This is a genomic window from Geitlerinema sp. PCC 9228, from assembly GCF_001870905.1.
Lineage (GTDB): Bacteria > Cyanobacteriota > Cyanobacteriia > Cyanobacteriales > PCC-9228 > PCC-9228.
The window spans coordinates 1-23,075 of the sequence record NZ_LNDC01000065.1 but is presented as its reverse complement, the minus strand read 5'-3'; the positions used below and the strand labels follow the sequence as shown (position 1 = coordinate 23,075).

Here is a 23,075-nt window from a genome sequence, read left to right as displayed (position 1 = left end):
TGAGGAGGCTCATCAAGGTATGCCCCATCAGATGGCTATCTCAAGAACTGGTGCGGTTCGATCCCCAAAAAATCCAAAATCCGGTTAGGAAGTAGCAGCGGGTTCTCTAGAGAGCAAATTCTCCCATCCGGGAAGGTTACGGCTACCACCGGGAATATCTGGCAGACCGGGAAATTGGGCGGCAGTTCGGATGCCCAAGTTGGTGCCCAGAAAGACCAGCAAACCCAATAGGAAACTGACTAGGAATAAAAACTTACGTTGCATGACGGTTCGTCGCATATATGTATCCTTCATCATACAGGTGCGATCGCCCTATGTCTTGAAAAAATCTCTCAATTTTGCTGGTTTGCTCTGGAAAACGCGATCGCTTGGGGAGGGAGTTCAGTTGATTTTTGAGGGAAGCAATTGCTTGCTTATGTTTTTATTTGTTTAATATTTTAGGTTTTATAAATCATTTAAAAAATATTTGGATAATATTCCTCAGATTTTTTGCAAAGCATCCTGACAAAAACGTCTCAATGGTCTCTTGAAAAATTTTCCGGAGCTGGTAGGTAAGCTATTTTTGAACTGCCTAACAACCATTTGAGCTCGTATCATCGAAAGCGATCGTTTCTATTTTCCCACTCGGGAGAAAGGGTGGTGACAATTGTTTCCCCAAAAACGACCTAAGCAGGGAAAAAACGGTTCAATTTGTAGCCTCGGTGGCGTCAGTTGTAGTAACAAAGCAAACGCATATGGTTATTTTCGAGCAACCAAATTGGTTGTACCCCGAAAATGAACCCCAAAAGCAGCTGCAATCAATCCGTTGGAGATAGGGGCGCTACGGAAGGTTCATCTCCAGGCATAGAGGAAATTAATACTTTTGATTGCATTTTTTTGGCATTTTGCCCCCAACATTATTAAAATATTATAATATGCGATCGTAAAGGCAACAATCGCTCAGGTTCAAGCGAACGCGTAGCTCGTGGTTGTTGCCGTTATTTTTCCTCGTGTCAGTCGGTTTGCCAACCGTGCTTTTGGTTTATCCCCGACCAGTTTGGTTTTATGGAAATTTCCCAATCTCATTTTTCCAATTCAGGAAATAACTGGTTCAACAACTATTTTGACGAGCAGTTTCCTCATCAAATGCCCGATCCTACCCCCTACCAAGATAGCAACCAGCACTGGCAACAAAATGCTTCTTGGCAAGCTTTGCTAGACACCATGTTTGATGGCGCAATTGTAACCGACACACAAGGAAACTGCCTGCAAGCCAATGCCGCTGCCAGCCAGCTCTTAGGTAAAAATCAGAAGGATTTGTTAGGGCAGAACCTTACCTATTTGGCAGTCAATTCTGGCGAAATCGAGCGTATTTTACAAGAAATTGCCACTGCAGGCAAAATTCAGAGACAATTGGCGTTAGTAGGTGCTGATGGCGCGGTGCAACCTGTAGAGCTTTCGGCAAACGCTCATTTTTCTCCATGCTGCTACCTTTGGATTTTACGGGAAACTAGGGAAAAACCAGCTTCCCAGGCAACCAATCAAGATATGACAACCAGTGTGGCAGAACAGTTGCGCATCCAGGGCATTGCTTTAGAACACTGTGCCAACAGCATTGTCATTACCAACCGCCAGGGCATTGTAGAATGGGTTAACCGAGGATTTACTCAGCTTACTGGCTATACGAAGGAGGAAGCCGTTGGCAAAAGCATGAGCAAGTTGGTAAAGTCTGGTTATCAAGATCGGACTTTTTACCAAAATCTCTGGCAAACCATCTTAGCGGGTCAGGTTTGGCGGGGGGAAATGGTCAACCGGCGGCGGGATGGCAGTCACTACACCGAAGAAATGACCATCACGCCAGTTCGTTCCCAGCAAGGCGAAATCACCCATTTTATTGCTGTCCAACAGGATATCAGCGATCGCAAAGCAATGGAAGCGGCTTTGCGCGAGCAGGAAATGGGTTATCGCCGCATCGTGGAAACCATCTTGGAAGGAATTCTGCAAATCGATGCCGAAAACAAGGTAACGTTTGCCAATGCCACCATAGCAGATATGCTGGGATACGGCGTCGAAGAGATGCTGGGCATGTCCTTATTTGAATTTATGAACGAGGCATGGCGCGTTGTAGCTGAGGAAAAAGTGGAACGCCAGCGTCAGGGGGTTTCCGAGAAATTTGAATTTCAGTTTCGCCGACGGGATGGTTCCACTTTTTGGGGTTTGGTTTCTACCAATCCAATTTTTGATGAAGCAGGTAATTATGTAGGGTCTTTAGCAGCAATTGCGGATATTAGCGATCGCCATGCCATGGAAATGGCTTTGCGAGAAAGGGAAGAACGGTTAAAAAATATGGCTGCCAACCTTCCTGGTGCCATTTTCCGCTATATTTTACATACCGACGGTAGCGATCGCATTCTTTACATGAGTGCTGGTTGCGAAGATTTATGGGAAGTTCCCGCCGAACAGATACAAGAAAATGCCAGAACTCTTTGGGAAATGGTTCATCCCAACGATATCGCAGCCATGCAACGGTCGGTTTTGGCTTCCGCACGTACGTTAGACCCTTGGTTTTGGGAGTGGCGAATTGTCACTCCTTCCGGTCGGTGCAAATGGCTGTATGGCGCTGGCAGACCGAAAAGGCAAAGCAACGGCGATATTGTGTGGGATACTTTAGTTCTTGATATTAGCGATCGCAAGCAGATCGAACAAGCACTCATCGAAAGCGAAACCCGCTATCGCAACTTATTGGAAAATCTCCCCGGCGCGGTCTATCGCTGCTTGTTTGACGAATACTGGACCATGTTCTTTTTGAGCGAGGAGATTCAAACCATCTCCGGCTATCCTGCTACAGACTTTTACAACAATCAAGTGCGCAGTTTCCTGAGCATCATCCATCCAGAAGACCGACAAAGAGTCAGAGATGAGGTCAGTGCTGCCATTGCAAAACGCCAGTCTTACCTGCTGGAATATCGTATTCTGCGGGTGGATGGTTCCGCATGTTGGGTATACGAAAAAGGGCAAGGATTTTGGGATGAAGATGGAAATTTACAATATTTAGATGGCGTCTTTTTTGATATTAGCGATCGCAAGCGCACCGAAGCCTCCCTACGTCAGGTCAACCAGCAACTCCAAGCATTGCTCCATTATTGCCCCACCCCTCTAAACATTTTTGACGAACAAGGATACTACCACCGCATCAACCGAGAAACCGTACGTTTGCTTGGGAAATCTTCAGAAAAAGAGATTGAGGGGCAGCATTTTCGTGAGTTTTTGCCGCCAGATACAGTAGAACTTTTCATGTGGCGGGTGCAGCAGTTGGTGGAAACTGGAGAACCCCTTGTGGTAGAAGACCGCATGTGGGAAAATGGCAAAGAACGCTTTTTCAACTCCATTTTGTTTCCCATTGCCAGCGAAGTGGGTACCCCCAAACTATTTGGTTCTATCGCCACGGAAGTAACTGATAAGGTGCTCGCTCAAAGGGCCTTACAGGAACGCGAACAAGAATTTCGTGCTCTAGCAGAAAACTCCCCCGATTGTATTTTGCGCTTGGATCGAGAATTTCGTTACTTGTATGTCAATCCCAAAGTTGCTGAAGTTGTAGGCATTCCAGCGGCAGATTTCTTGGGAAAAACCGATCGAGATATAGGAATACCGGAAGAGCTAATCCAACTTTGGTATGCCAATTTTCAGCGAGCGATCGCCACCAAACAAGAAGGAACCATCGAATTTGAATTTCCCCAAGGGCAAGGCAACATCTCCTTTTACTCGCGCATTGTACCAGAAATTGCCTCTGATGGGTCCGTGCAATCGTTGTTGGTGGTGGCTCGGGATGTAACCAAGTTAAAACAGGTGCAGCAAACCCTGCAGCGGCAAGCAAAACAGGAACGCTTGCAGCGCACCATTGCCGACCAAATTCGTCAAACCCTCAACCTAGAGGAGATTTTAGATACCACCGTCACCCAAGTGCGTGCTATCTTGCAAGCTGACCGCGCTACGATCTATCGTTTCTACGACGATGGTGGTGGCGAAATCATTTTTGAATCGGTCATAGAACCTTGGAAGTCATCCCTGGGAGGAAACATACGCGATCCTTACTTAGAAACCAATTTAATCGAGCGCTACCAACAGGGATACACTTGTCAGATTACCGATATTTACAATGCCAACTTAAGCCAGTGCCACATCGATTTGCTGGCAAGTTTTGAGATTCGCGCCAATTTGGTGGTGCCGATTCTGTGCGAACGGCGGTTGTGGGGGTTGCTGTGCGTGCATCAGTGTCAATCTCCCCGCAAGTGGCAGCCGTGGGAAGTGGAACTGTTGGTGCAGCTAACCACCCAAGTCGCGATCGCGATTCAGCAAAGCCAACTTTTGGAACGCACCTCATATCAAGCACAGCGGGAACAACTCCTCAACCGCATTGTCACCGCCATGCGCAATAGTTTGGATTTGGCAGAGATTTTGCAACCCGCTACCGAAGAAATGTTGCAGGCATTTCAAGCCAGCTATACCATTGTGGCTTTGTGCAATGAAAGCGATCGCTATTTCACTTACACAACAGTAGCGGCTGTAGAAGGGATATCCCTGGATTTTCAAAAAGAAATTCCCATTCCCGGCAATCCCTATGTCGAACGGGTGTTATCCCAGGAAAACGCAGTGGCAATAGATGATATGAATGCCGTTTCCCTTCCCCAGAACATTGCGCAAATCGTTGCTGACTTGCAAGTGCGATCGCTGCTGGCGGTGGCGATTCGGTATGAAGGGAAAGTCAAAGGAATTTTAGGGGTTCACCAATGCGATCGAGTGCGTTCCTGGAGCGAAGATGACAAACTATTAATCGAACAAGTAGCCGATCAACTCGCGATCGCCATCCAACAAGCAGAACTTTACCAGCAAGCACAAACCGAACTGGAACGGCGGCAAGAAATCGCCGCACAATTGCGCCACGACGCCTTGCACGATGCTTTAACCGGATTGCCAAATCGTGCCTTGCTCATGGATCGGCTGCACCATGCTTTGCAGTATTTGGTGCGGGAAAATTACGAAACCAGCAATGGAAACCATCCCCAGTTTGCCGTATTGTTTTTGGATTTAAACCGCTTCAAAGCCATTAACGATAGCCTGGGTCACAAAGCCGGCGATCGCTTGTTGCAAACCGTAGCAGCAAGGCTCAGTTCTTGCTTGCGAGAAACCGATACCGTAGCGCGATTGGGGGGAGATGAATTTATTCTCCTCCTGGAAGGGATCGAAACCTCTAGCGATGTCATTGATATTGTCAACCGCATCCATCAAGTTTTGCGCACCCCTACCTTTTTAGAAGGTCACGAAGTTGCCATTAGCACCAGCGTTGGCATTGCCATGGGGGTGCCTGGATACCAACATCCTGAAGAATTGCTGCGGGATGCCGACAATGCTATGTATCGTGCAAAAAAACAAAAATTGCCTTACGCCTTATTCGATGCTTCCATGCATACCATCGCCTTGCAACAAATGCAACTCGAAAGCGATCTCAGACGCGCCATCGAACGGGAAGAATTGCGGCTGTATTACCAACCCATTGTTTGCTTGCAGATGCAAGAAATACTGGGATTTGAAGCTTTGGTGCGGTGGTATCACTCGCAAAAGGGATTTATCTCGCCAGTGGATTTCGTTCCCATTGCCGAGGATACGGGATTGATTCTTGACATCGATGCTTGGGTATGGCGACAAGCTTGCCAGCAATTGCAACGCTGGCACACCCAGTTTCCCCACCTACAAGATTTATATATTTCGGTGAATGTTTCGGGAAAACACTTTGCCAACGACAGTTGGGTGGCAAAGTTGGGTCGTTTGTTGGCTCGATTTCCCCTCGCTAAAAGTCACTTGAAAGTTGAAATTACCGAAAGCGTCTTAATTGAAAATGCACCGGTAGCCACCGAAATTTTAAGACAATTACAAGCGTGCAACATTCCCATTTGCCTGGATGATTTTGGCACAGGATATTCTTCTTTGAGCTATTTACATCGTTTCCCCATCGATATCTTAAAAATCGATCGTTCGTTTTTAGGCAAAAGCCACCAAATGGATTCCCACAATCAGGAAATTATCAAAGCAATGCTGAATTTGGCATCGAATTTAAATATTGAAGCGATCGCGGAAGGCATCGAAACGGAAGAACATGTTAATTTTTTACGAGAGCATTCTTGTAAAGTTGGTCAAGGCTACTATTTTTCCAAACCCCTAGATGCGCGTTCTGCAACGGAACTTTTGGCATGGCAAACCGAAGATAGCTGGGAGGAAGCTTGAAATGCAGGTTCGCCATTGACAGCTGGAGACTTGTGACAATCGATTGAACCTTGGCTACCAAAATTCATGTAGCATTTCCCCAACAAAACACGATCTTTTTCAGGTTTGCATATCTTCCAGATAGTATCGATACCCTTCCAACTCCTCCTCCACAACAGATTCTTGACAGATAAAAAAGGTAGGTTCGTCCAAAAAACCAATTTTTGATATAGGCGCGTGACCAATACCAAAGCCGTGGGGACTTTCAAAACCACCCAAACTTAAATCCGAAGAACTTACATCAAGGGGAGGTTGGTCAAACTTGTTAGCATAGATACGAATATGAAAAGCAAGTTCGTCAACAGCTAAAATTTTACAAACTTGAAACTTGCCATCTTCGCTAGGAGAATAATACAACCCCCCTGTAACAATTTGTGCGGGATCGAGAACCCGCCTTCGGAGGTTTGAGATTTGCCATATTGGTTGCCAAGTAGATTCTGGATAGAAAAATACATGCTACAAATTGTAATCCAATCGCCGAAATTTGGCACGGCAAAAACGACTTCTCGACCCAGCAGCCGGCACTTTCCTTTTCCCTGCGGAATTGCTTGGCTGAGAAAACTTGTGCCAAAGAGAAGGTGGGGAACCCGCGAAAATATGGCAAAATCCCAAAAATTGTCTAAGATTGCAATAGGAAGATTTTGTCCATTGGAGAGCCAACCCAGCCATGACGCCACTGCCACATGCCGAAACCACAGCGCGCACCAACCAACCCATCTCGGAAAATACCCTAGTTTATTTAGAAAACATTTATAAAATTTATGGCAGCGGTAACACTGAAGTGTGTGCTTTGTCGGATGTCACCTTAGAGATCCAAAAAGGGGAATACTGCGCCATTATGGGAGCTTCCGGTTCTGGCAAATCCACCCTGATGAACATTGTCGGCTGCCTGGATCGACCCAGTAGGGGTCGTTATTACTTGGATCGCCTGGATATTTCCCAAGTTCCCGAAGCCGAACTGGCGCAAATTCGCAACCGCAAAATCGGTTTTGTGTTTCAGCAGTTTCACTTACTCCCTCACTTTAGTGCCATGGAAAACGTTATGCTACCCATGGTCTATGCCGGCACCACCAAAAACGAACGGGAACAACGCGCGCAGGAAGTGCTTCAAAGAGTAGGATTGGGAAACCGTATCCAGAACCAACCCAGCCAGCTATCGGGGGGTCAGCAGCAGCGAGTTGCCATTGCGCGTGCCATTGTCAACCAACCCGATATTTTGCTTGCCGACGAACCCACAGGTGCCTTGGATTCGCACACCACTGAAGAAATTATTACCCTATTTGGCGAACTCAACGATAGCGGCATCACGGTGATTATGGTGACCCACGAAGCCGATGTGGCGCGTCATAGCAAACGCATTGTCTGGTTCCAAGATGGCAAAGTGCTTCATACAAACTTGCATCCATCCAATTTGAAACATGCAATGATGTAGACATGTGCGAACCAAACCAACTGTGTATTTTATGTCAATTCGGCGTATTTTTCCAGCGTGCATTCTCTACCCCTTGCTATTTTTGGCGGGATTGCTGGTGGTTTTGTGGTTGGGAGTTGCCAACGCACAATCCCCGACCCCAACACAGATTGTGCATATTCCTCCCCAACAGGAACAATGGGAGTATTATTGGGGAAACTCCCATCTAGATGCAGCGGCAGATGAGTGGCAAGTATTGGCATCAAAACAGGGGGAATTGGAACCTCCCCCAGGCGAAGAAATCCTGTGGTTGCGATCGCGTTTACCCAAAGGAAACTGGCAACATCCCAGTCTGGATGTTAGCGGAGTTTCTAACTTACAAGCTATCTATTTAAACCAAGAGCGCATCTACCAATTTAGCCATAAATCCCAAGTTTTTGATATTCAAATTAATAATTACTGGCCGCTGATTCCTTTGGATCGGATCGAAACCACATCACTTCTACACCATCCCACATTATATTTACAAATTCACCCTCGAGAGCGCATTGTTCTAAAAGGATTGCATCGGGTTAGTCTCGGTTCCTACCGACAATTATTAGAAAATTTGGTGCTTCGCGATTGGTGGTTGTTGTCGCTGGGTTTTTTGTTTGCCTGCGTCGGGGGATTTGCGATCGCTTTGTCTTTTTGGCAGTGGGAACGCTTTTTGTTTCTTGCTTTTGGCGCTTTATGCCTTCTGGTTGGTATTCATGCCATTACGCGCACCCAGCTTATTTTTCTCCCGTTTAAGTTTCCCCAAACCATTGCTTTACTTTCCTTCTTTGCTTTTTATCTAATTCCCATTGCCTTTTTGCTATTCTTCGAGCAAATTTTTGGTTCGGGGAAAAAGAAAATTATTCGTCGTTTGTGGCAAATCCATTTGGGGTACTTAGCGATCGCTTTTGCCGTAGCTGCTACCGGTCTTTTACCGCGCATCTTTCGGATTGCTACCTTTAATATTTTAACGTTACTCAGCCTTGGGATTGCCATGCTGGTGGGAGGAGAAATTGCCATCAAAGGCGATCGCAACGCGCAGATGTTTACCGGCGGTCTGACCATTTTTGCTTTATTCGCCATTTGGGATATTTCCCAAGAACCGGAGTTGATTTATGCCGGCAACCATCCCCACTATTATTGGGGAATGTTTTTATTTCTAGGACTTTTAGGTATAATTATCGAACAGCGGTTTCGCCAAGCGCGCGATCGCTTGCAAGTTTATTCTAACCAACTGCAACAAAAAAATCGAGAACTGGAACATCTCAACCAGCTCAAAGATGAATTTTTAGCCAACACTTCCCACGAATTGCGCACTCCCCTCAACGGCATCATCGGCATTGCCGAATCCATTATGGAAGGTGCTGCCGGCAAAATTACCGAACCCCAACGCAAACAGCTATCCTTAATTATATCCAGCGGCATTCGTTTGGCAAATTTGGTCAACGATATTTTAGATTTTTCCAAACTCAAATACCAAACCTTACAACTCCACCTCAAACCCGTTGGCATACGCGAGATTACCGATATTGTCATTACCACCAGCCAACCTTTGGTCGGAAAAAAAGATATTCAAATTGAAAATAAAATTGACACCTCCCTTCCTCCAGCTGCCGCCGACGAGAATCGCGTACAGCAAATTTTACAAAATCTCATTGGCAATGCCATTAAATTTACCGAACGGGGTCGGGTAGAAATTACCGCCAAAGTCAACGAGACCAAGCACCCCTCTATGTTGGAAGTTTCCGTTGCCGATACCGGGATTGGCATTCCTGCAGACAAACAAAAACGTATTTTTAACTATTTTGAACAGGGAGATGGTTCTACTTCTAGGGAATACGGCGGTACGGGATTGGGACTCGCGATCGCCAAACAATTGATAGAATTGCATAATGGCAGTATCTGGCTACAATCCACCCCCAACGTGGGAACCACCTTCACCTTTTCTTTACCCATTTGGCAGGGAGAAAAACCCACAGAAACCTCTTCCACCGCTTCGCTACATGCTGGCAATTCACAAATTACCATTTCCCGAGTGCGGCAGTTGGTCGAATCGACCCTTTTGGTGGATGAAATTTCCAATGCCGACAATCAAGACCCAGAACTCTATTCCGCCAAAGTTCGTAATTTTACCATTTTAATTGTGGACGACGAACTGGTGAACTTACAAGTAATTATCAACAACTTGGTGATGCACAATTATTCGGTGGTTCCCAAATCTAGCGGCATGGATGCCTTGCAAGAAATTGAACAGGGATTGCAACCGGATTTGGTCTTGTTGGATATTATGATGCCGCAGATGACGGGATACGAAGTTTGCCAGCATATTCGGGAGTATTTTTCAGCCAGCGAATTGCCAATTGTCATGCTAACGGCGAAAAATCAAGTACACGATTTGGTGGAAGGATTTAGCGTTGGTGCCAACGATTATTTGGTAAAACCAGTTTCCAAAAGCGAGTTAATTGCCAGAATTCGCACTCACTTGCAACTGGCGAAAATTAACCAAGCTTACAGCCGTTTTGTTCCCTACGAATTTCTGCAATTTCTCAGTAAAGAAAGCATCCTCGATGTCAAACTTGGCGACCAAGTTCAAAAAGAAATGACGGTGTTGTTTTCCGATATTCGTTCGTTTACGACCATGTCGGAGGCGATGACACCGAAAGAGAATTTTGATTTTATTAACGAATATTTATCGCGGATGGGTCCGATTATACGCGATCGCTGCGGGTTTATTGACAAATACATCGGCGATGCTATTATGGCATTATTCCCTCAAAATGCCGAAGATGCGGTTCAAGCTGCGATCGCCATGCAGCAGGAAGTGACCCAATACAATCAAGAAAGAAAGCAAAAGAACCAAGCAGACATAGCCATTGGTATTGGCTTGCATACGGGATTGTTGATGTTGGGAACCGTAGGGGAATCGGAACGCATGGAAAGTACCGCCATTGCCGATGCAGTGAATTTGGCTTCTCGCCTAGAAAGCCTTTCCAAACTCTACGGTGCCAAAATTGTGATTAGCGGGGAAACTTTATCCCAACTTCCCCATCCAGAGAATTACAAACACCGGTTTTTAGGTAAAATTCAAGTAAAAGGTAAAACCCAGAAAGTTCCCGTTTTTGAAGTTTACCACGCCGATGCGGAAGAACAACAACGCCTCAAGCAGGATACCTACCAAGAATTTGAAAATGGGGTGAATTGGTACGAACGGCAAAATCATCAAGAGGCGCTGTCTTGTTTTGAAAAGGTTTATACCATCAATCCCAGCGATCGCGCAGCATTATTTTACCAGCAACGTTGCCAAGAAATCTTGCAAAGAAACCTTCCCAATACCTGGGATGATGTAGGCGAGTTGGGACGCAAAATGTAGGCAATAGGCCCATTATAACGAAGAGGGGGGTTCTACTTGCAAATCCCGTAGGAAATAAAAGCGATCGCTCTTCCAATCATCGCCAGGCATGCGACCCAAATTCCCAGCCAGCGGCGAAGAAAGTTCGATCAAATTTCGATAAATTTGTGCTTGCAGTTCGTCTTGACTCAGGTGGTTGGAAGACGGCGAATCCGGATCCATCAAATAAACAGAATAAAGCTGTTCCACGCTAATAGTATCTTCCTGGGTTTTCTCCACATAAGCTTTCAACATGCGTACAATGTGCGCTCTTTGTTGTAAAGATTCGTAAACCCCATCAATGTAGCGATTGATTTTGGTATCCGCATCTTCGCCAAACGGTTTTTGTTCCAGACAAGGTTTAAATTCCCACAAATCAATAGCGCCTGGATGTTGCGCTTTCAGTTCGAGCAATTTTTGTAGAGTTTCTGGTCGCATAACATTCATCCGATTATTTTGCGCTGCCTGTTCGGCATCCTTCGTCAGTCTTCCAGCCGCAAAGACAAACTTGACACAATTTTCGTAGGTTTCCTTTCCCAAAATGGTATGACCCAAGTGAACCAACTGACCGGTCACCTTATTGGGAACATTCTCGTTTTTACTAGCCTTGCACTCACCAACCACAGGAAAGGGATGCTTGCAGTATAAATCGATACCACCAGCACCACCTGTGCTTTCCGGGTCGAGACTAGCTTTGGGATCTTGATTGTCGTTGCTAAAACTTAACTTAATAAAACTTTTGCGAACCAGCTTTTCAAACTGATGGCCATCTTCCGAATATCCCGTTTCGGCAATTTTCTGAATCCAAGCCATATCCGGGTCGAGGCGGGGAGTTCTGGAAACATCTCCCCATCGCAATAACTCAGCAATATCTTCCTTGAGTTCCCTAGCTGTGAAATAAACATCGCTCAAAGCCTCCATTTCCCCAAACAAAGCTTCCAATTCCGGATTTTGGGGAGGTTCCCGCCGCTGCAATTGTTGGGAACGCTGTTCAAAAATCGCATCGCCAAGCGCCGGATTGTCGGTATGATTTGAAACGGAAGTCGATAGGGAAAAGAATCTAGGTTCGCTGGTAGTGGGAATTTGTATGGGAGGATCGATCCGATAAACCCGCAGGTAGGCAAGAAAAATATTGCCCCGTTCTGCGCGCAAAGCCTCCCATGCCGAATGCGTCCATATGGTAAGCTGAGATAGTATTTCTGGCGATTCCCTCTCATCGAGGATTTCGCAGTGTTGGCATTCGGCCCACGCACGGATAGTAGCAGTTTGCGAGTTTAAAGCTGCAAGTGCTGTGCGCGCCGTTGGCAGGAAGCTAGGTCGGTAGTATTCCGACGGCGATAGGGGAAGAGGATTATCCGCCGGGTCGCTGGGATACAGAGCAAATTGTCTGCCAGGATTGATAAAAATGCGCGGCAACGCCACGATGGTTCTACCTTGGATTAAGGCTTCCACATCTGGCGCTGGCAAACTCATGGCAACGGAAATAGACACTTTACGTACGGTTTGAGCGTCAACAACTTTCTAGCTAGTGTATCAAATTACCGGTTTTTTACTTCAACTGCCAATCTTGGTGATGGCTTTCCCTTGGATCGCGAAATGGTGAGAATATGATTTCTGGAGGGGCAAACCCTATTCAAGGAAGTTAGAAGAACGTTTATTTATTTTATGAGATAATAAAGCAAGCAATTTCCTAAAATATGTATTACTCAAACATGGTGAGCGAGGGGCACCCTACCAAACTTAATTTTAGATTTCCAAAAGAGCGATCGCATTCAATCTATCTAATTTCTCTTTTGCAAAAAGATACAATATCTGTTACTGCAATTGATTTTATATTCACACAAAAAAACATAGGGTGGATATGGCCCACCCCACAAAAATTAGCTTTCTACTTCAATTTCCAATGCCTCTTGAGGATAATCAAATTGCTCGATGAGTTGGTAGCCAAGCTTGACCAAAGAACTAGCGTTTAGGTGGGTTTCTACATAGATATCCGTTCCCGGAATGAGGGTTGACGACCACAAAAATTGTGGGTCGTGACTGAAATATAGTCGTTTTCTGCCGGTTATATCCAAAATCTTTTCAAATTTTTCGGGGTGTTTGCTATACAACAGGCTAGCCAGTTGAATGAGAAAATCCTTCCAAGTGTTGGTTTCGTATCGGTTGCCTTGGAAATGATAGGCAACAATTTTTCTTCCCGTCACCTGCTTGCTAGAGGATATCCTTTCTGTTTGATTGGTAGTAGAACTTTCCTCCTGTTCAAACTCCTCATCTTCATTTTGGGTATCTTCGGGAATTTCTCCAGAAGGATCGCTTAAAATTTCTAACAGCAAAGGATTGTTTTCCACCAGTTGACTCTCCTCGATAAAATCAAAGATTTTTCCCTCTTCCAGTTCGTAGTCTTCCCTGCTTTTGTACACTTCTCGAATAGCAACCAAAGGCAAAACTTCCTCCAACTTCAAATTGACCCATTCGCCGCCTTTTTTATCTAAAAGGATGTGTAAGTTATGTTGCGCTCTTTGCGCCGTTTCCGATATTTTTTTAGAACGGACTATACAGCCACGTGTCAACCCATATTTTTGATAATTTGTCAAACGCGACAATCCGGCCGCAACGCTATTGCTGTTAGACGCCTGCAAAACCGCAACGCCAATGACCACGTCTTTACCTTGCAGGTCGCTTCCTTGAACCTTGAAATCTAGGTATTTTTCTCGCGAAGAAGTCGGCTCGACTTGCTGGACATGCACGCCTTCTAAGGTTTTACCATACAATCTTTCAAAACCAAAGTGCAAGGAATTGGCAATTTTTTCTTCTTCCTCTAAAAGTTCCTCTTGGTCGATGGATGCTTGGATATATTTAAAAATCTTTTCTTCATCTCCTGGACCGTTAATACGAAGGGGCCAATTTTTCTGACACCACTGCAAAACCCGACGTGCCGTTGGTTTTTCTCTTCCCAACACTCTAAGGTTTGATTCTTCAAAAGGATAAACTTGATGGGGAGGTGTCAAACCTTTTGGTTTGTAAAATTTCTCTAGATGGGTAGCCACCAGATCGATAATATTGTCTCCATCAAGATATTGCAGGGGGTAAACATATTCCCCAATTCGTTCTACAATTGCTTCCGATTGTGGCAATTGCATGACTTCATGTTTCCAGATATTTTCGTAAAGAGCCGTTACCAACACTCCTTGTTTGATTTGATTGTACAAATCTTTGGCTAAGTTGGCAACTACCTGAGCAGTGGTATAGCCGCTTTGGTTGTTGCTGGTTTTATCCAAATCGTCAAAGCAAATTACCAAAGAATAGTAATCGCTGATTAAATTTAAAAGCTGGCAGGTAAATTCAAAAGAACCGGAGTAGGAATCTGCTTCCGAAGCTTCTGGTAAATCTAGTCTTCTGGATTTGCTGGCTGAAATACTTTTTCCAGATAACCAGCTAATAGCAGCCTTACTATACTGAAGCGGAAAAAGCGTCCAGATAATTGCTTTAATAATATTTTCTTCTTCAATTTCTGGCTGTATCTCGGTAATACGGTCTGTTAGGGTTTCTACAAAATGTAACGGATCGCCAGATGCATTCGCTACTCTGTCAACCAGTTCTTGGGGGTGGAGGTTTTTGTTGGTAACGCGATTGTATAAAGTGGTGGCAAGTTCCTGCCATTGAGATACGTCGCCAGTACCCGTTTTATTGAAACTGGATGCTAAATTTCGACGAAATCCAGGTTTAATATAATCTAAATCTTCGTAATCGCTCATGTAGATAAATAAGGTATTGTCGAAACTGGATTGGATGGTACGGCGAATGCGGCTAATTAAGTGACTTTTTCCCAATCCGCGGTCGGCGGTTATGGTAATGCCAATCACGTTGCGTTGGTTTTGCCGAATTTTTTCCAATGCCTGGAAAACGGCATCGGAGGCATGTTGGTTGATGGAGGGAACATCTAAAATTCCTTCCCAGACGTCTCGATTGATAACAACGGTTTCTCGGTCGAAGGGATTGTGGTTTTGGATGGCAGTTTCTAGATCTGTCGTGGCTGACATGGCTGTTCTCAATCTCCGAACAATTGATAGACAAAAAGGGCAATTCGGTATTTTTTACGAAACTAGTTTTTTGGCGTAGCAACGCAAACCGCTTAGTTCCGTGTGGATGGAATCTTCTATTTTGCTGGGGTCGCTGTCAGGCAAACCGCCACCCTGTAGCTGGAAAAGGTTATTGGCTTGCATTTCTAGCATCCATTCGTTAAACTGCGATCGCGCGACTTGGTGGCCAATTTCCCGACGAAGGCGATAAATTGGCACCAAATCATCAAAATTGTAATCGCGATTCAAGCGATCGTAAGTGTCTAAAACCACTTTGACAAACTCGTCATAAGAGGAAATTGCTTCCATTGGTTTCGGAGTAGGCTTGGTAGTAGTACCATCCATCTCGCGAATCCAGTGCAACAAAGCATTGGCCGTTTTTGCAGCCACCACATTGCCGTCAAACTCAAAGCCTGCATCCTGCAAACCTTGTTTGAGCATGGAAACTCCCACATCAGCATTGAGAGAGATTGCATATCTTTGGGGAAAAGCGATCGCACCTGCTTGTTCTAACTCATCAAAAATTTCTTGATAGTCGCTGGCTTTTTCTCGTTTTTTAGCCACTCGCTTGGTAAGTTCTCCCCGTTTGACCGCTTTTTTATGAGCTTCCATTTCCCACAACACCAGCAGCAAGCGAGTTTTGCTATTTGTTTTGCTATAGCGCAAGGTCATCTGTTTGCCTCCAACTTACAAACCATCCCATAGTTGGGAACTTGTGAGTCTTTTTACTTACATAGTTGCAGCTAGGATCGTAGCATATCTCCTAGAAGTTGGCATACGTAGATTCCGCAACTTGAGAAACATCGGAAACCATTGCACCAGGAGGCGAAAACCAACTCAGATGAAATTTGCTGGCATAGAAGTCGATCTTGCTCGGACCTCAACCGTTGCCTTTCCGCCGATTGAAGAGGAATACAGGGGATTATACCTATAATAGAAAACGAGTCAGAGTGAATTTGGTACGTGGTTCGGCGTATGGGAGAAATTGCCTATCCTGCTAAAAAAATTCCCCGATCCCCTTGCATAAAATAGAGATATGCCAACTTTTTGCCAATCGAAAAAAGCCAATCGCGATCGCACAGAGACCCCCCATAGGAATTTCTCAGAATCGCTTTTCCATCGCACCATCAGAATCGCTAAGATAGACGTGGAAAATATCGGTACGATAGAAACAGTCGGCACAACTGCCCTTTTGCTGGGAACAATAAATTATGAGTATTGTCCAACCGACACCAGAAGCAAGAGAAAAACTCCAGCAAGCTTGTAAAGCCAAAGGGTTCGACCGCAAGCAACTTGCCAAACACGCCAGCGTTTCCCTAGACGATGTGAAGCGTTTTCTAGGAAGCAAAAAATCCACCGAAGGCATGCAAAAGTGGATCGTCGAAAAACTGGCAGCAGCTGTAGATTTAGAACCCAGCGAATTAATGGGGGAATCAGAAGAAACCAACCAAAACACCTATCCCGACGAATTTCGTGCCTTAATCGAAGAAAAAACCAAACGCTTCTGCGGCCGTCAGTTTGTTTTCCAACAGTTTGAAAAATTCATCCGCAAGCACAACCGCGGCTACTTTACCATTATCGGCGAACCCGGCGTTGGCAAAAGCGCGATCGCGGCAGAATACGTACGCCGCCACGGGTCTCCCTGTTACTTCAACGTCTTGGCAGAAGGTCGCAACCGACCGGAACTATTTCTACGTAGCCTGCGCCAACAACTCATTCAACGCTTTCAACTCACCGAAGCCGCCAACGCCAACCTTCCCACCCTCCTAGAAAAAGCCAGCCGCCGGTTGCGTAAAGGAGAACGACTGACCATCGTCGTAGACGGTCTTGACGAAGTTTCCCAGCAAGACGCGGAAAGCAACCTGCTACACCTTCCCGCCAACCTTCCCCAAGGAGTCTATTTTCTTCTCACCCGGCGACCCTACGCCACCGGCAAAGAACAGCTGACCGTTTCCCCCGGCGTTCCCAAAGCCAGTCTAGACCTAGCCTCCAATAAATATGCGCCTTACAACCACGAAGATGTGGTGGAATACATCCGCATGATGCTTCACGAAGACCCAGACTGCGCGCAACCGCTACAAACTTGGTTAGCCGAACGCAACTTAAGCGAATCCGAGTTTATTGAAATCCTAGCCAAAAAAAGCGAAAACAACTTTATCTACCTGCGCTACGTACTTCCCGAAATAGCCGCCGGGAATTACGACAACCTGAACCTGGAAGGGTTGCCAGAAGGCTTGCAACAATATTACCAGCAGCAGTGGGTACGCATGGGAATGGAACGTTCCCCCACCCAAAACGCCGTTATTGCCTTGTATGCCTTCGTTGCCATCGGCGAACCCCTTCCCTGCGAGACCCTCGCCGAAATGACCCAACAAGACGAAGCCGAAATTGAGAAAATTCTAGCAGATTGGGCCGGCTACTTGCGGCGATCGCCCAGCGACAGTACCACCTGTTTCAGTATCTATCACACCAGTTTTCTAGAATTTTTGCGTGGTAAGACAGAACTCAAAGAAAACCGGAAAATTTTCCAAGACGTAAATCGTCGAATTGCAGACTACTGGAAACGAGAACTCATCGATGATGCAGACCCAATTGCAGCCGCAAACCCTAGCTAAAAAGCTAGCCACCAAACCCCCGTACAAACAGCGAGCCTTCCTGGGTTGGTATCCGTACAACCTCGCCGAATCCGGCGACTGGATGGGATATTACCGATTGCTAGCGGACTTTGAATTCCTCGAAGCCAAAGTTTGCCACCCAGAATTTGGGGTTTTGCCACTGATTAAAGATTACGACCTCGCCGACCATCCCTTACTGCGGGAACATCCCAACTACACCAGTACCCAACTCATTACCCTCAAACGGATTCAAAAAGCCTTATATCGTTCCGCTCCTATTTTAGTTGCCGACCCCCAACGGCTTAGCGAACAACTCCTAGGACGTTTGCTTGGTTTTTCCGACCCCGAAATTCAAAGGTTTTTAGAAAAAGCCAAACAATGGCAAGGTAGACCCTGGCTGCGTCCTTTGATGCCAATTCTTACACCTCCTGGTGTGGGGTTAATCCGCACTTTAACCGGTCACCGCAGTTCTGTAGAAACCTTAGATATCAGCAGCGACGGCACCCTTGCCGTTTCTGGTTCCCGAGATAAAACCTTAAAAGTTTGGGACTTGAGTGCCGGCAAAGAACGCTTTTCCCTAAAAGGTCACCGTGGCATTTGGGATTATTGGACCCTGGGAGTCTACATCGGCATTTGTTCGTTAGTGCATTTCTTCGCCGTTTCTGCCAATGCCGATACCCTGTCCATTCTTACCATCTGGTCGATTATGCTGGGGATTCCCCTGGCAACTTTGATTGGCAACTGGGTGGAAGCGGTTGCCATTAGCAGCGATGGCACTTTGGCGGTTTCCGGTTCTAGAAATCGTACGGTAAAAGTCTGGGATTTGGAAGCTGGCAAACTGCGGTTTTCCCTCAAGGGTCACAAACGGTCGGTTAAGGCTGTTGCTGTCAACGGCGATGGAACTTTGGCCGTTTCGGGTTCTGGGGATCAAACCTTGAAAGTCTGGGATGTAACTACAGGTACGGAACGTTTTTCCCTGAACGGCCATCGAGATGCGGTGGAAGCAGTTGCCATGGGTCGCGATGGTAGTTTGGCGGTTTCCGGTTCTAAGGAAGGAACGGTGAAAGTTTGGGATTTGGAAGCTGGCAAGGAACTTTATTCTTTCCCTAGCCATCGCGATTTGATTCGCGGGGTGGCTATTAGTGATGACAATACCCTGGCGGTTTCGGCTTCCTGGGATGGTACGGTGAAAGTTTGGGATTTGATTGCTGGTCAAGAACGGCTGTCGTTTTCCAGTGCCAAAGATTCGGTTCGCGATGTGGCGATTAGCAGCGATGGCATGCTAGCGGTATCTGGTTCGTGGGAAGGCAATGTCAAGGTTTGGGATTTGACCACCGGTGAGGAACGATTTTCCCTAACGGGTCATAAGGATTCGGTTCGCGATGTGGCCATGAGTGGCGATGGTACCCTAGCGGTTTCGGCTTCTGGGGATAAGACGGTGAAAGTGTGGGATTTAACCACTGGTAAAGGCAATCTTTCCCTGCTGGGTCATGCCGATGCGGTTCGGGATGTGGCGATGAGCAGCGATGGGGTTTTTGCGGTTTCGGGAGCCATCGATGGCTCGATTAAGGTATGGAATTTACAAGAGGAGAAAGAATCTTATTCGATTTTAGCCCATCAGGATTGGATCGAATCGATCGCGATCGCGGAAAGGGCTAATTTGGCTATTTCCGGGTCGCGGGATGGTACGGCGAAAGTATGGAATTTAGATACCGGCAGAAGGCGGTTTTCCCTGCTGGGTCACCAGGATTGGGTACAAAGCGTAGCCATAAGCAGCGATGGCAAGGTAGCGGTTTCTGGATCGAAAGATGGGGTAGTGAAAGTTTGGGATACCACGACAGGTACGGAACGCTATAGCTTCCAAAGTCACCAAAATGCGGTCCGCAAGGTGGTTATTAGTGGCGATAGTACCCTGGCAGTATCCGGTTGTTGGGATAAAACCCTCAAGGTCTGGGATATTACCAATGGTCAAGAATGCTATACCCTTACTGGTCACCAGGATTGGGTCCGCGATGTGGTCCTCAGTCGCGATGCGACCCTGGCTATTTCCAGTTCTTGGGATAAAACGGTGAAGGTTTGGGATTTGAACAGCGGCCAAGAACGCACTTCCTTAAACGGCCACCAGGATTGGGTACAAAATGTTGCCATCAACCGCGACAATACGGTGGTGGTATCCGGTTGCTGGGATAAAACGGTGAAAGTGTGGGATTTGACCACCGGTCAAGAACGCCATACCCTCACTGGTCACCAGGATTGGGTGGATGCAACGGCTATGGATGATGAAGGAACTTTGGCGGTGTCTGTTTCCCGCGATCGCATGTTGAAGGTTTGGGATATTGCCACTGGCAACGAAATTGCTATGTTCGAGGGAGAAAGCGACTTTTGCAGTTTGGATGTTTCCACCGATGGCAAGACCATTGTGGCTGGGGATAATGCTGGCAAGGTCTATTTCTTGCAATTGGAAGCCAGCGATACCAAGCAATCCTCTCCAACCCCAACGCGGAATGCCACCGGTAAAAACGTACAAAAGCCTGCGGCTAGCGAAGCCGAACGGCAAACCCCAGAACCGGAAAATGCCTAGTTGCCAGCAGTTTTGAGATAGGTGTAGCTGCGTAGGGTTTGTTCGTAGTTTTGCAGCAACTTTTGGGATTCTTGCAGGCTGATGCGTTTTTCTCGCAAGGCTTGCTCGCTTTGCTGGCGGATGTTTTCTAGGAGGTCTTCTGGGTCGTACTGTACGTAATTTAAAACTTCGGCAATGGTATCCCCTTTGACCACGTGGTCGATGTTGTATCCTTTGGGAGTGACGCTGATGTGAACGACGTTGATATCGCCAAATAGGTTGTGAAAGTTGCCCATGATTTCTTGATAAGCACCGTTGAGAAACATTCCTAAGTAGTAAGGGCGATCGCTTTCCAAAGGATGCAACTCCAGCAAAGGCTTGACATCCTGCAAATCAATAAATCGGTCTATCTTGCCGTCGCTGTCGCAGGTTAGATCGGCTAAGGTGGCTCGTTGGGTGGGTTCTTCGTCCAGCCGGTGAATGGGAAGAATGGGAAAAAGTTGGTCAATGGCCCACGCATCCGGTGCCGACCGGAAAATCGACAGGTTCGCGTAATAAATTGATGCCAGAATTTTATCCAAATTTTCTAAATCGTCAGGAACGTAGTCCTGTTGGCGAGCAATGTGCTGGATTTTGTGACAGCATGCCCAGAAAAGTTGTTCTGACAAAGCCCGTTCGTACAAACTTAAGTAACCAAAGTTGAACAGACTAATGGCTTCTTCTTTAAACTGAATAGCGTCGTTGTAAGCTTCTTGATAGTTTTGAACTTGAATGGACTGATAGGTTTCCTGGAGATTGCGTAGGATGAGGTGGTGGTCTTCGGTAATGGGTTCCGCTGGTGGTGCGGTAGGAACGTCACTGCTGCCTAGAATATCAAAAACCAACACCGATTGGTGGGACGCGATCGCTCTGCCGCTTTCACTCACCAAAGTGGGAACGGGTGCATTGCGTTCTTCACAGGCTTCTTTCACTTCCGCGACAATATCGTTGGCATAGTTTTGCATGTTGTAGTTTTTAGAAGCGTAAAACTTGGTTTTGGACCCGTCGTAATCCACCGCCAAACCGCCACCGACGTCTAAATATTGCATGTTGGCCCCCAGTCCCAACAGTTCCACGTAAATTTGGCTGGCTTCGCGGATAGCATCTTTGATGGCGCTAATGGCAGAAATCTGGGAACCAATGTGAAAGTGCAGCAATTGCAGGCAATCCAACATGCCGGCTTCCCGCAAGGAACCAACCGCCTGTACGATCTCGGGAACGTTTAAACCAAATTTGGCGCGATCGCCGGTAGACCCTCCCCAACGACCGATTCCCTTGGTTTGTAGTTTGGCGCGTACTCCCAAAATGGGAACGATATTTAACTTTCCGGCAATCTCGATGGCTAGGGGAACTTCTTCTACCTGTTCGAGAACCAAAATCGGTCGGTGACCCAGCCTTTGGGATAGCATGGCAATTTCCATGTATTCCGCATCTTTGTAGCCGTTGCAAATCACCAGGGTTTTTTGGCTGGGAGGCAAACAGGAAAGAGCAATAATTAATTCTGGTTTGGAACCGGCTTCCAGACCAAAGTGGTGCGGTTCGCCAAATTCTACGATTTTCTCCACCAGATGGCGGTGTTGGTTGCATTTGACGGGAAAAACCCCTTGATAGGTTCCTGGATAGTTGTAGCGCGCGATCGCTTTGTCAAAACAAGCATTCAACCGTTCCATGCGATCGGCTAAAATATCGGTAAATCGCACCAACAACGGCAACCCAATATTGCGCTGGCGCAATCCTTCCACCAATTCAAACAAATCCAACGACCCACCGCGATCGCCTTTAGGAGACACGGTAATCCGACCAGCGGAGTTAATAGAAAAATAAGGGTCTCCCCATCCGTGAATCCGATACAGCTGTTCGCTGTCTTCCACAGTCCAAGGCTGTTGTTTCCCCACTGCCGCTTGGGTAGCATGAGAATTTGCTTCTACACGAAACTGCGATCCAGAAACCATCAATTGCTACTTTCCCTACACAACAATACCCATTCTTCCCAGCATAATACGAAAATCCCTCCAATCTTCCCTCTCTTCCTTCTCTTCCACCAAAACCAGATTCTGCGATAATCTTCTATTGTTTGGTTGTATTGTTCTGGAAGATCTTCATGGAACGCACATTTATTGCCATTAAACCCGACGGCGTACAACGGGGTTTGGTCGGTGAAATTATTCGCCGCTTTGAAAACAAGGGATTTACCTTAGTTGGGATGAAGTTCGTTACTGTCAGCCGCGAACTGGCAGAACAACATTACGACGTTCACAAAGACAAACCGTTTTTCTCTAGCTTGGTTTCGTTTATCACTTCGGGTCCAGTGGTAGCTATGGTTTGGGAAGGCAAAGATGTTATTGCCTCGGCGCGGAAAATTATTGGTGCCACCAAACCCAACGAAGCCGACCCGGGAACCATTCGCGGCGATTTTGGCATCGATATCGGTCGCAACCTCATCCACGGTTCCGATGCGGAAGATACGGCGAAAAAAGAAATCGATCTTTGGTTTCAACCGCAAGAGTTGGTTAGTTGGGAACCCAGTATGACCCAGTGGCTGTACGAATAAAGCCATGGAAATATGCAGAGTCAGCACCCCCCGGCTGAAGCACGGGGGCTTCATGCCTCCAGCTTCAGGTAGCTGACCAGCCTAAGCCCTTTGGGGGCTACG

At 46.5% G+C, this 23,075-nt stretch carries 12 protein-coding genes; 6 read left to right on the top strand and 6 right to left on the bottom strand.

The window, feature by feature from the left end:
- Nucleotides 1–84 precede the first annotated feature (84 nt).
- Entirely contained in the window at nucleotides 85–279 is a 195-nt protein-coding gene (locus tag AS151_RS05130) for a hypothetical protein (protein WP_139240520.1), read from the bottom strand.
- Nucleotides 280–1,125: 846 nt separating this feature from the next.
- On the opposite strand from AS151_RS05130, the gene AS151_RS05125 reads away from it, so the two are divergent.
- Entirely contained in the window at nucleotides 1,126–6,258 is a 5,133-nt protein-coding gene (locus AS151_RS05125) for a PAS domain S-box protein (protein WP_170861324.1), read from the top strand.
- 99 nt (nucleotides 6,259–6,357) lie between these two features.
- On the opposite strand, the gene AS151_RS05120 is transcribed toward AS151_RS05125, so the two are convergent.
- Nucleotides 6,358–6,654 (bottom strand): hypothetical protein, encoded by a 297-nt coding sequence (locus AS151_RS05120; RefSeq protein ID WP_071515974.1) that lies wholly within the window; start codon nucleotides 6,652–6,654, stop codon nucleotides 6,358–6,360.
- A gap of 310 nt (nucleotides 6,655–6,964) precedes the next feature.
- On the opposite strand from AS151_RS05120, the gene AS151_RS05115 reads away from it, so the two are divergent.
- Together AS151_RS05115 and AS151_RS05110 are read left to right on the top strand one after the other, a co-directional pair.
- Nucleotides 6,965–7,729, top strand: coding sequence for an ABC transporter ATP-binding protein (locus tag AS151_RS05115; protein ID WP_071515973.1), 765 nt, complete (start codon nucleotides 6,965–6,967; stop codon nucleotides 7,727–7,729).
- A 31-nt stretch (nucleotides 7,730–7,760) separates the two neighbouring features.
- Complete coding sequence (locus tag AS151_RS05110) at nucleotides 7,761–11,111, top strand: ATP-binding protein (protein ID WP_071515972.1); 3,351 nt, start codon at nucleotides 7,761–7,763, stop codon at nucleotides 11,109–11,111.
- 12 nt (nucleotides 11,112–11,123) lie between these two features.
- On the opposite strand, the gene AS151_RS05105 is transcribed toward AS151_RS05110, so the two are convergent.
- From AS151_RS05105 to AS151_RS05095, 3 genes are all read right to left on the bottom strand, one after another.
- Entirely contained in the window at nucleotides 11,124–12,620 is a 1,497-nt protein-coding gene (locus AS151_RS05105; RefSeq protein WP_244532899.1) for a DUF1802 family protein, read from the bottom strand.
- A 389-nt stretch (nucleotides 12,621–13,009) separates the two neighbouring features.
- Nucleotides 13,010–15,169 carry a hypothetical protein gene (locus AS151_RS05100; protein WP_071515971.1) on the bottom strand — a complete coding sequence of 720 codons (2,160 nt, stop codon included), beginning with the start codon at nucleotides 15,167–15,169 and terminating at the stop codon, nucleotides 13,010–13,012.
- A gap of 54 nt (nucleotides 15,170–15,223) precedes the next feature.
- Nucleotides 15,224–15,880: a hypothetical protein gene (locus AS151_RS05095; protein ID WP_071515970.1), complete on the bottom strand. Its 657-nt coding sequence runs from the start codon at nucleotides 15,878–15,880 to the stop codon at nucleotides 15,224–15,226.
- Nucleotides 15,881–16,419: 539 nt separating this feature from the next.
- Here AS151_RS05095 and AS151_RS05090 point away from each other — a divergent pair.
- On the top strand, nucleotides 16,420–17,823 hold the full coding sequence (locus AS151_RS05090) for an AAA family ATPase (protein ID WP_071515969.1): 1,404 nt from the start codon (nucleotides 16,420–16,422) through the stop codon (nucleotides 17,821–17,823).
- Nucleotides 17,786–20,404, top strand: a complete 2,619-nt coding sequence (locus tag AS151_RS05085; RefSeq protein ID WP_084639412.1) for a WD40 repeat domain-containing protein — start codon at nucleotides 17,786–17,788, stop codon at nucleotides 20,402–20,404. The genes AS151_RS05090 and AS151_RS05085 overlap by 38 nt, the downstream gene beginning before the upstream one ends.
- On the opposite strand, the gene speA is transcribed toward AS151_RS05085, so the two are convergent.
- Complete coding sequence (gene speA / locus AS151_RS05080) at nucleotides 20,401–22,374, bottom strand: biosynthetic arginine decarboxylase (protein WP_071515967.1); 1,974 nt, start codon at nucleotides 22,372–22,374, stop codon at nucleotides 20,401–20,403. The genes AS151_RS05085 and speA overlap by 4 nt on opposite strands.
- 149 nt (nucleotides 22,375–22,523) lie before the next feature.
- On the opposite strand from speA, the gene ndk reads away from it, so the two are divergent.
- Nucleotides 22,524–22,973, top strand: a complete 450-nt coding sequence (ndk, locus tag AS151_RS05075; RefSeq protein ID WP_071515966.1) for a nucleoside-diphosphate kinase — start codon at nucleotides 22,524–22,526, stop codon at nucleotides 22,971–22,973.
- Nucleotides 22,974–23,075: the final 102 nt, after the last annotated feature.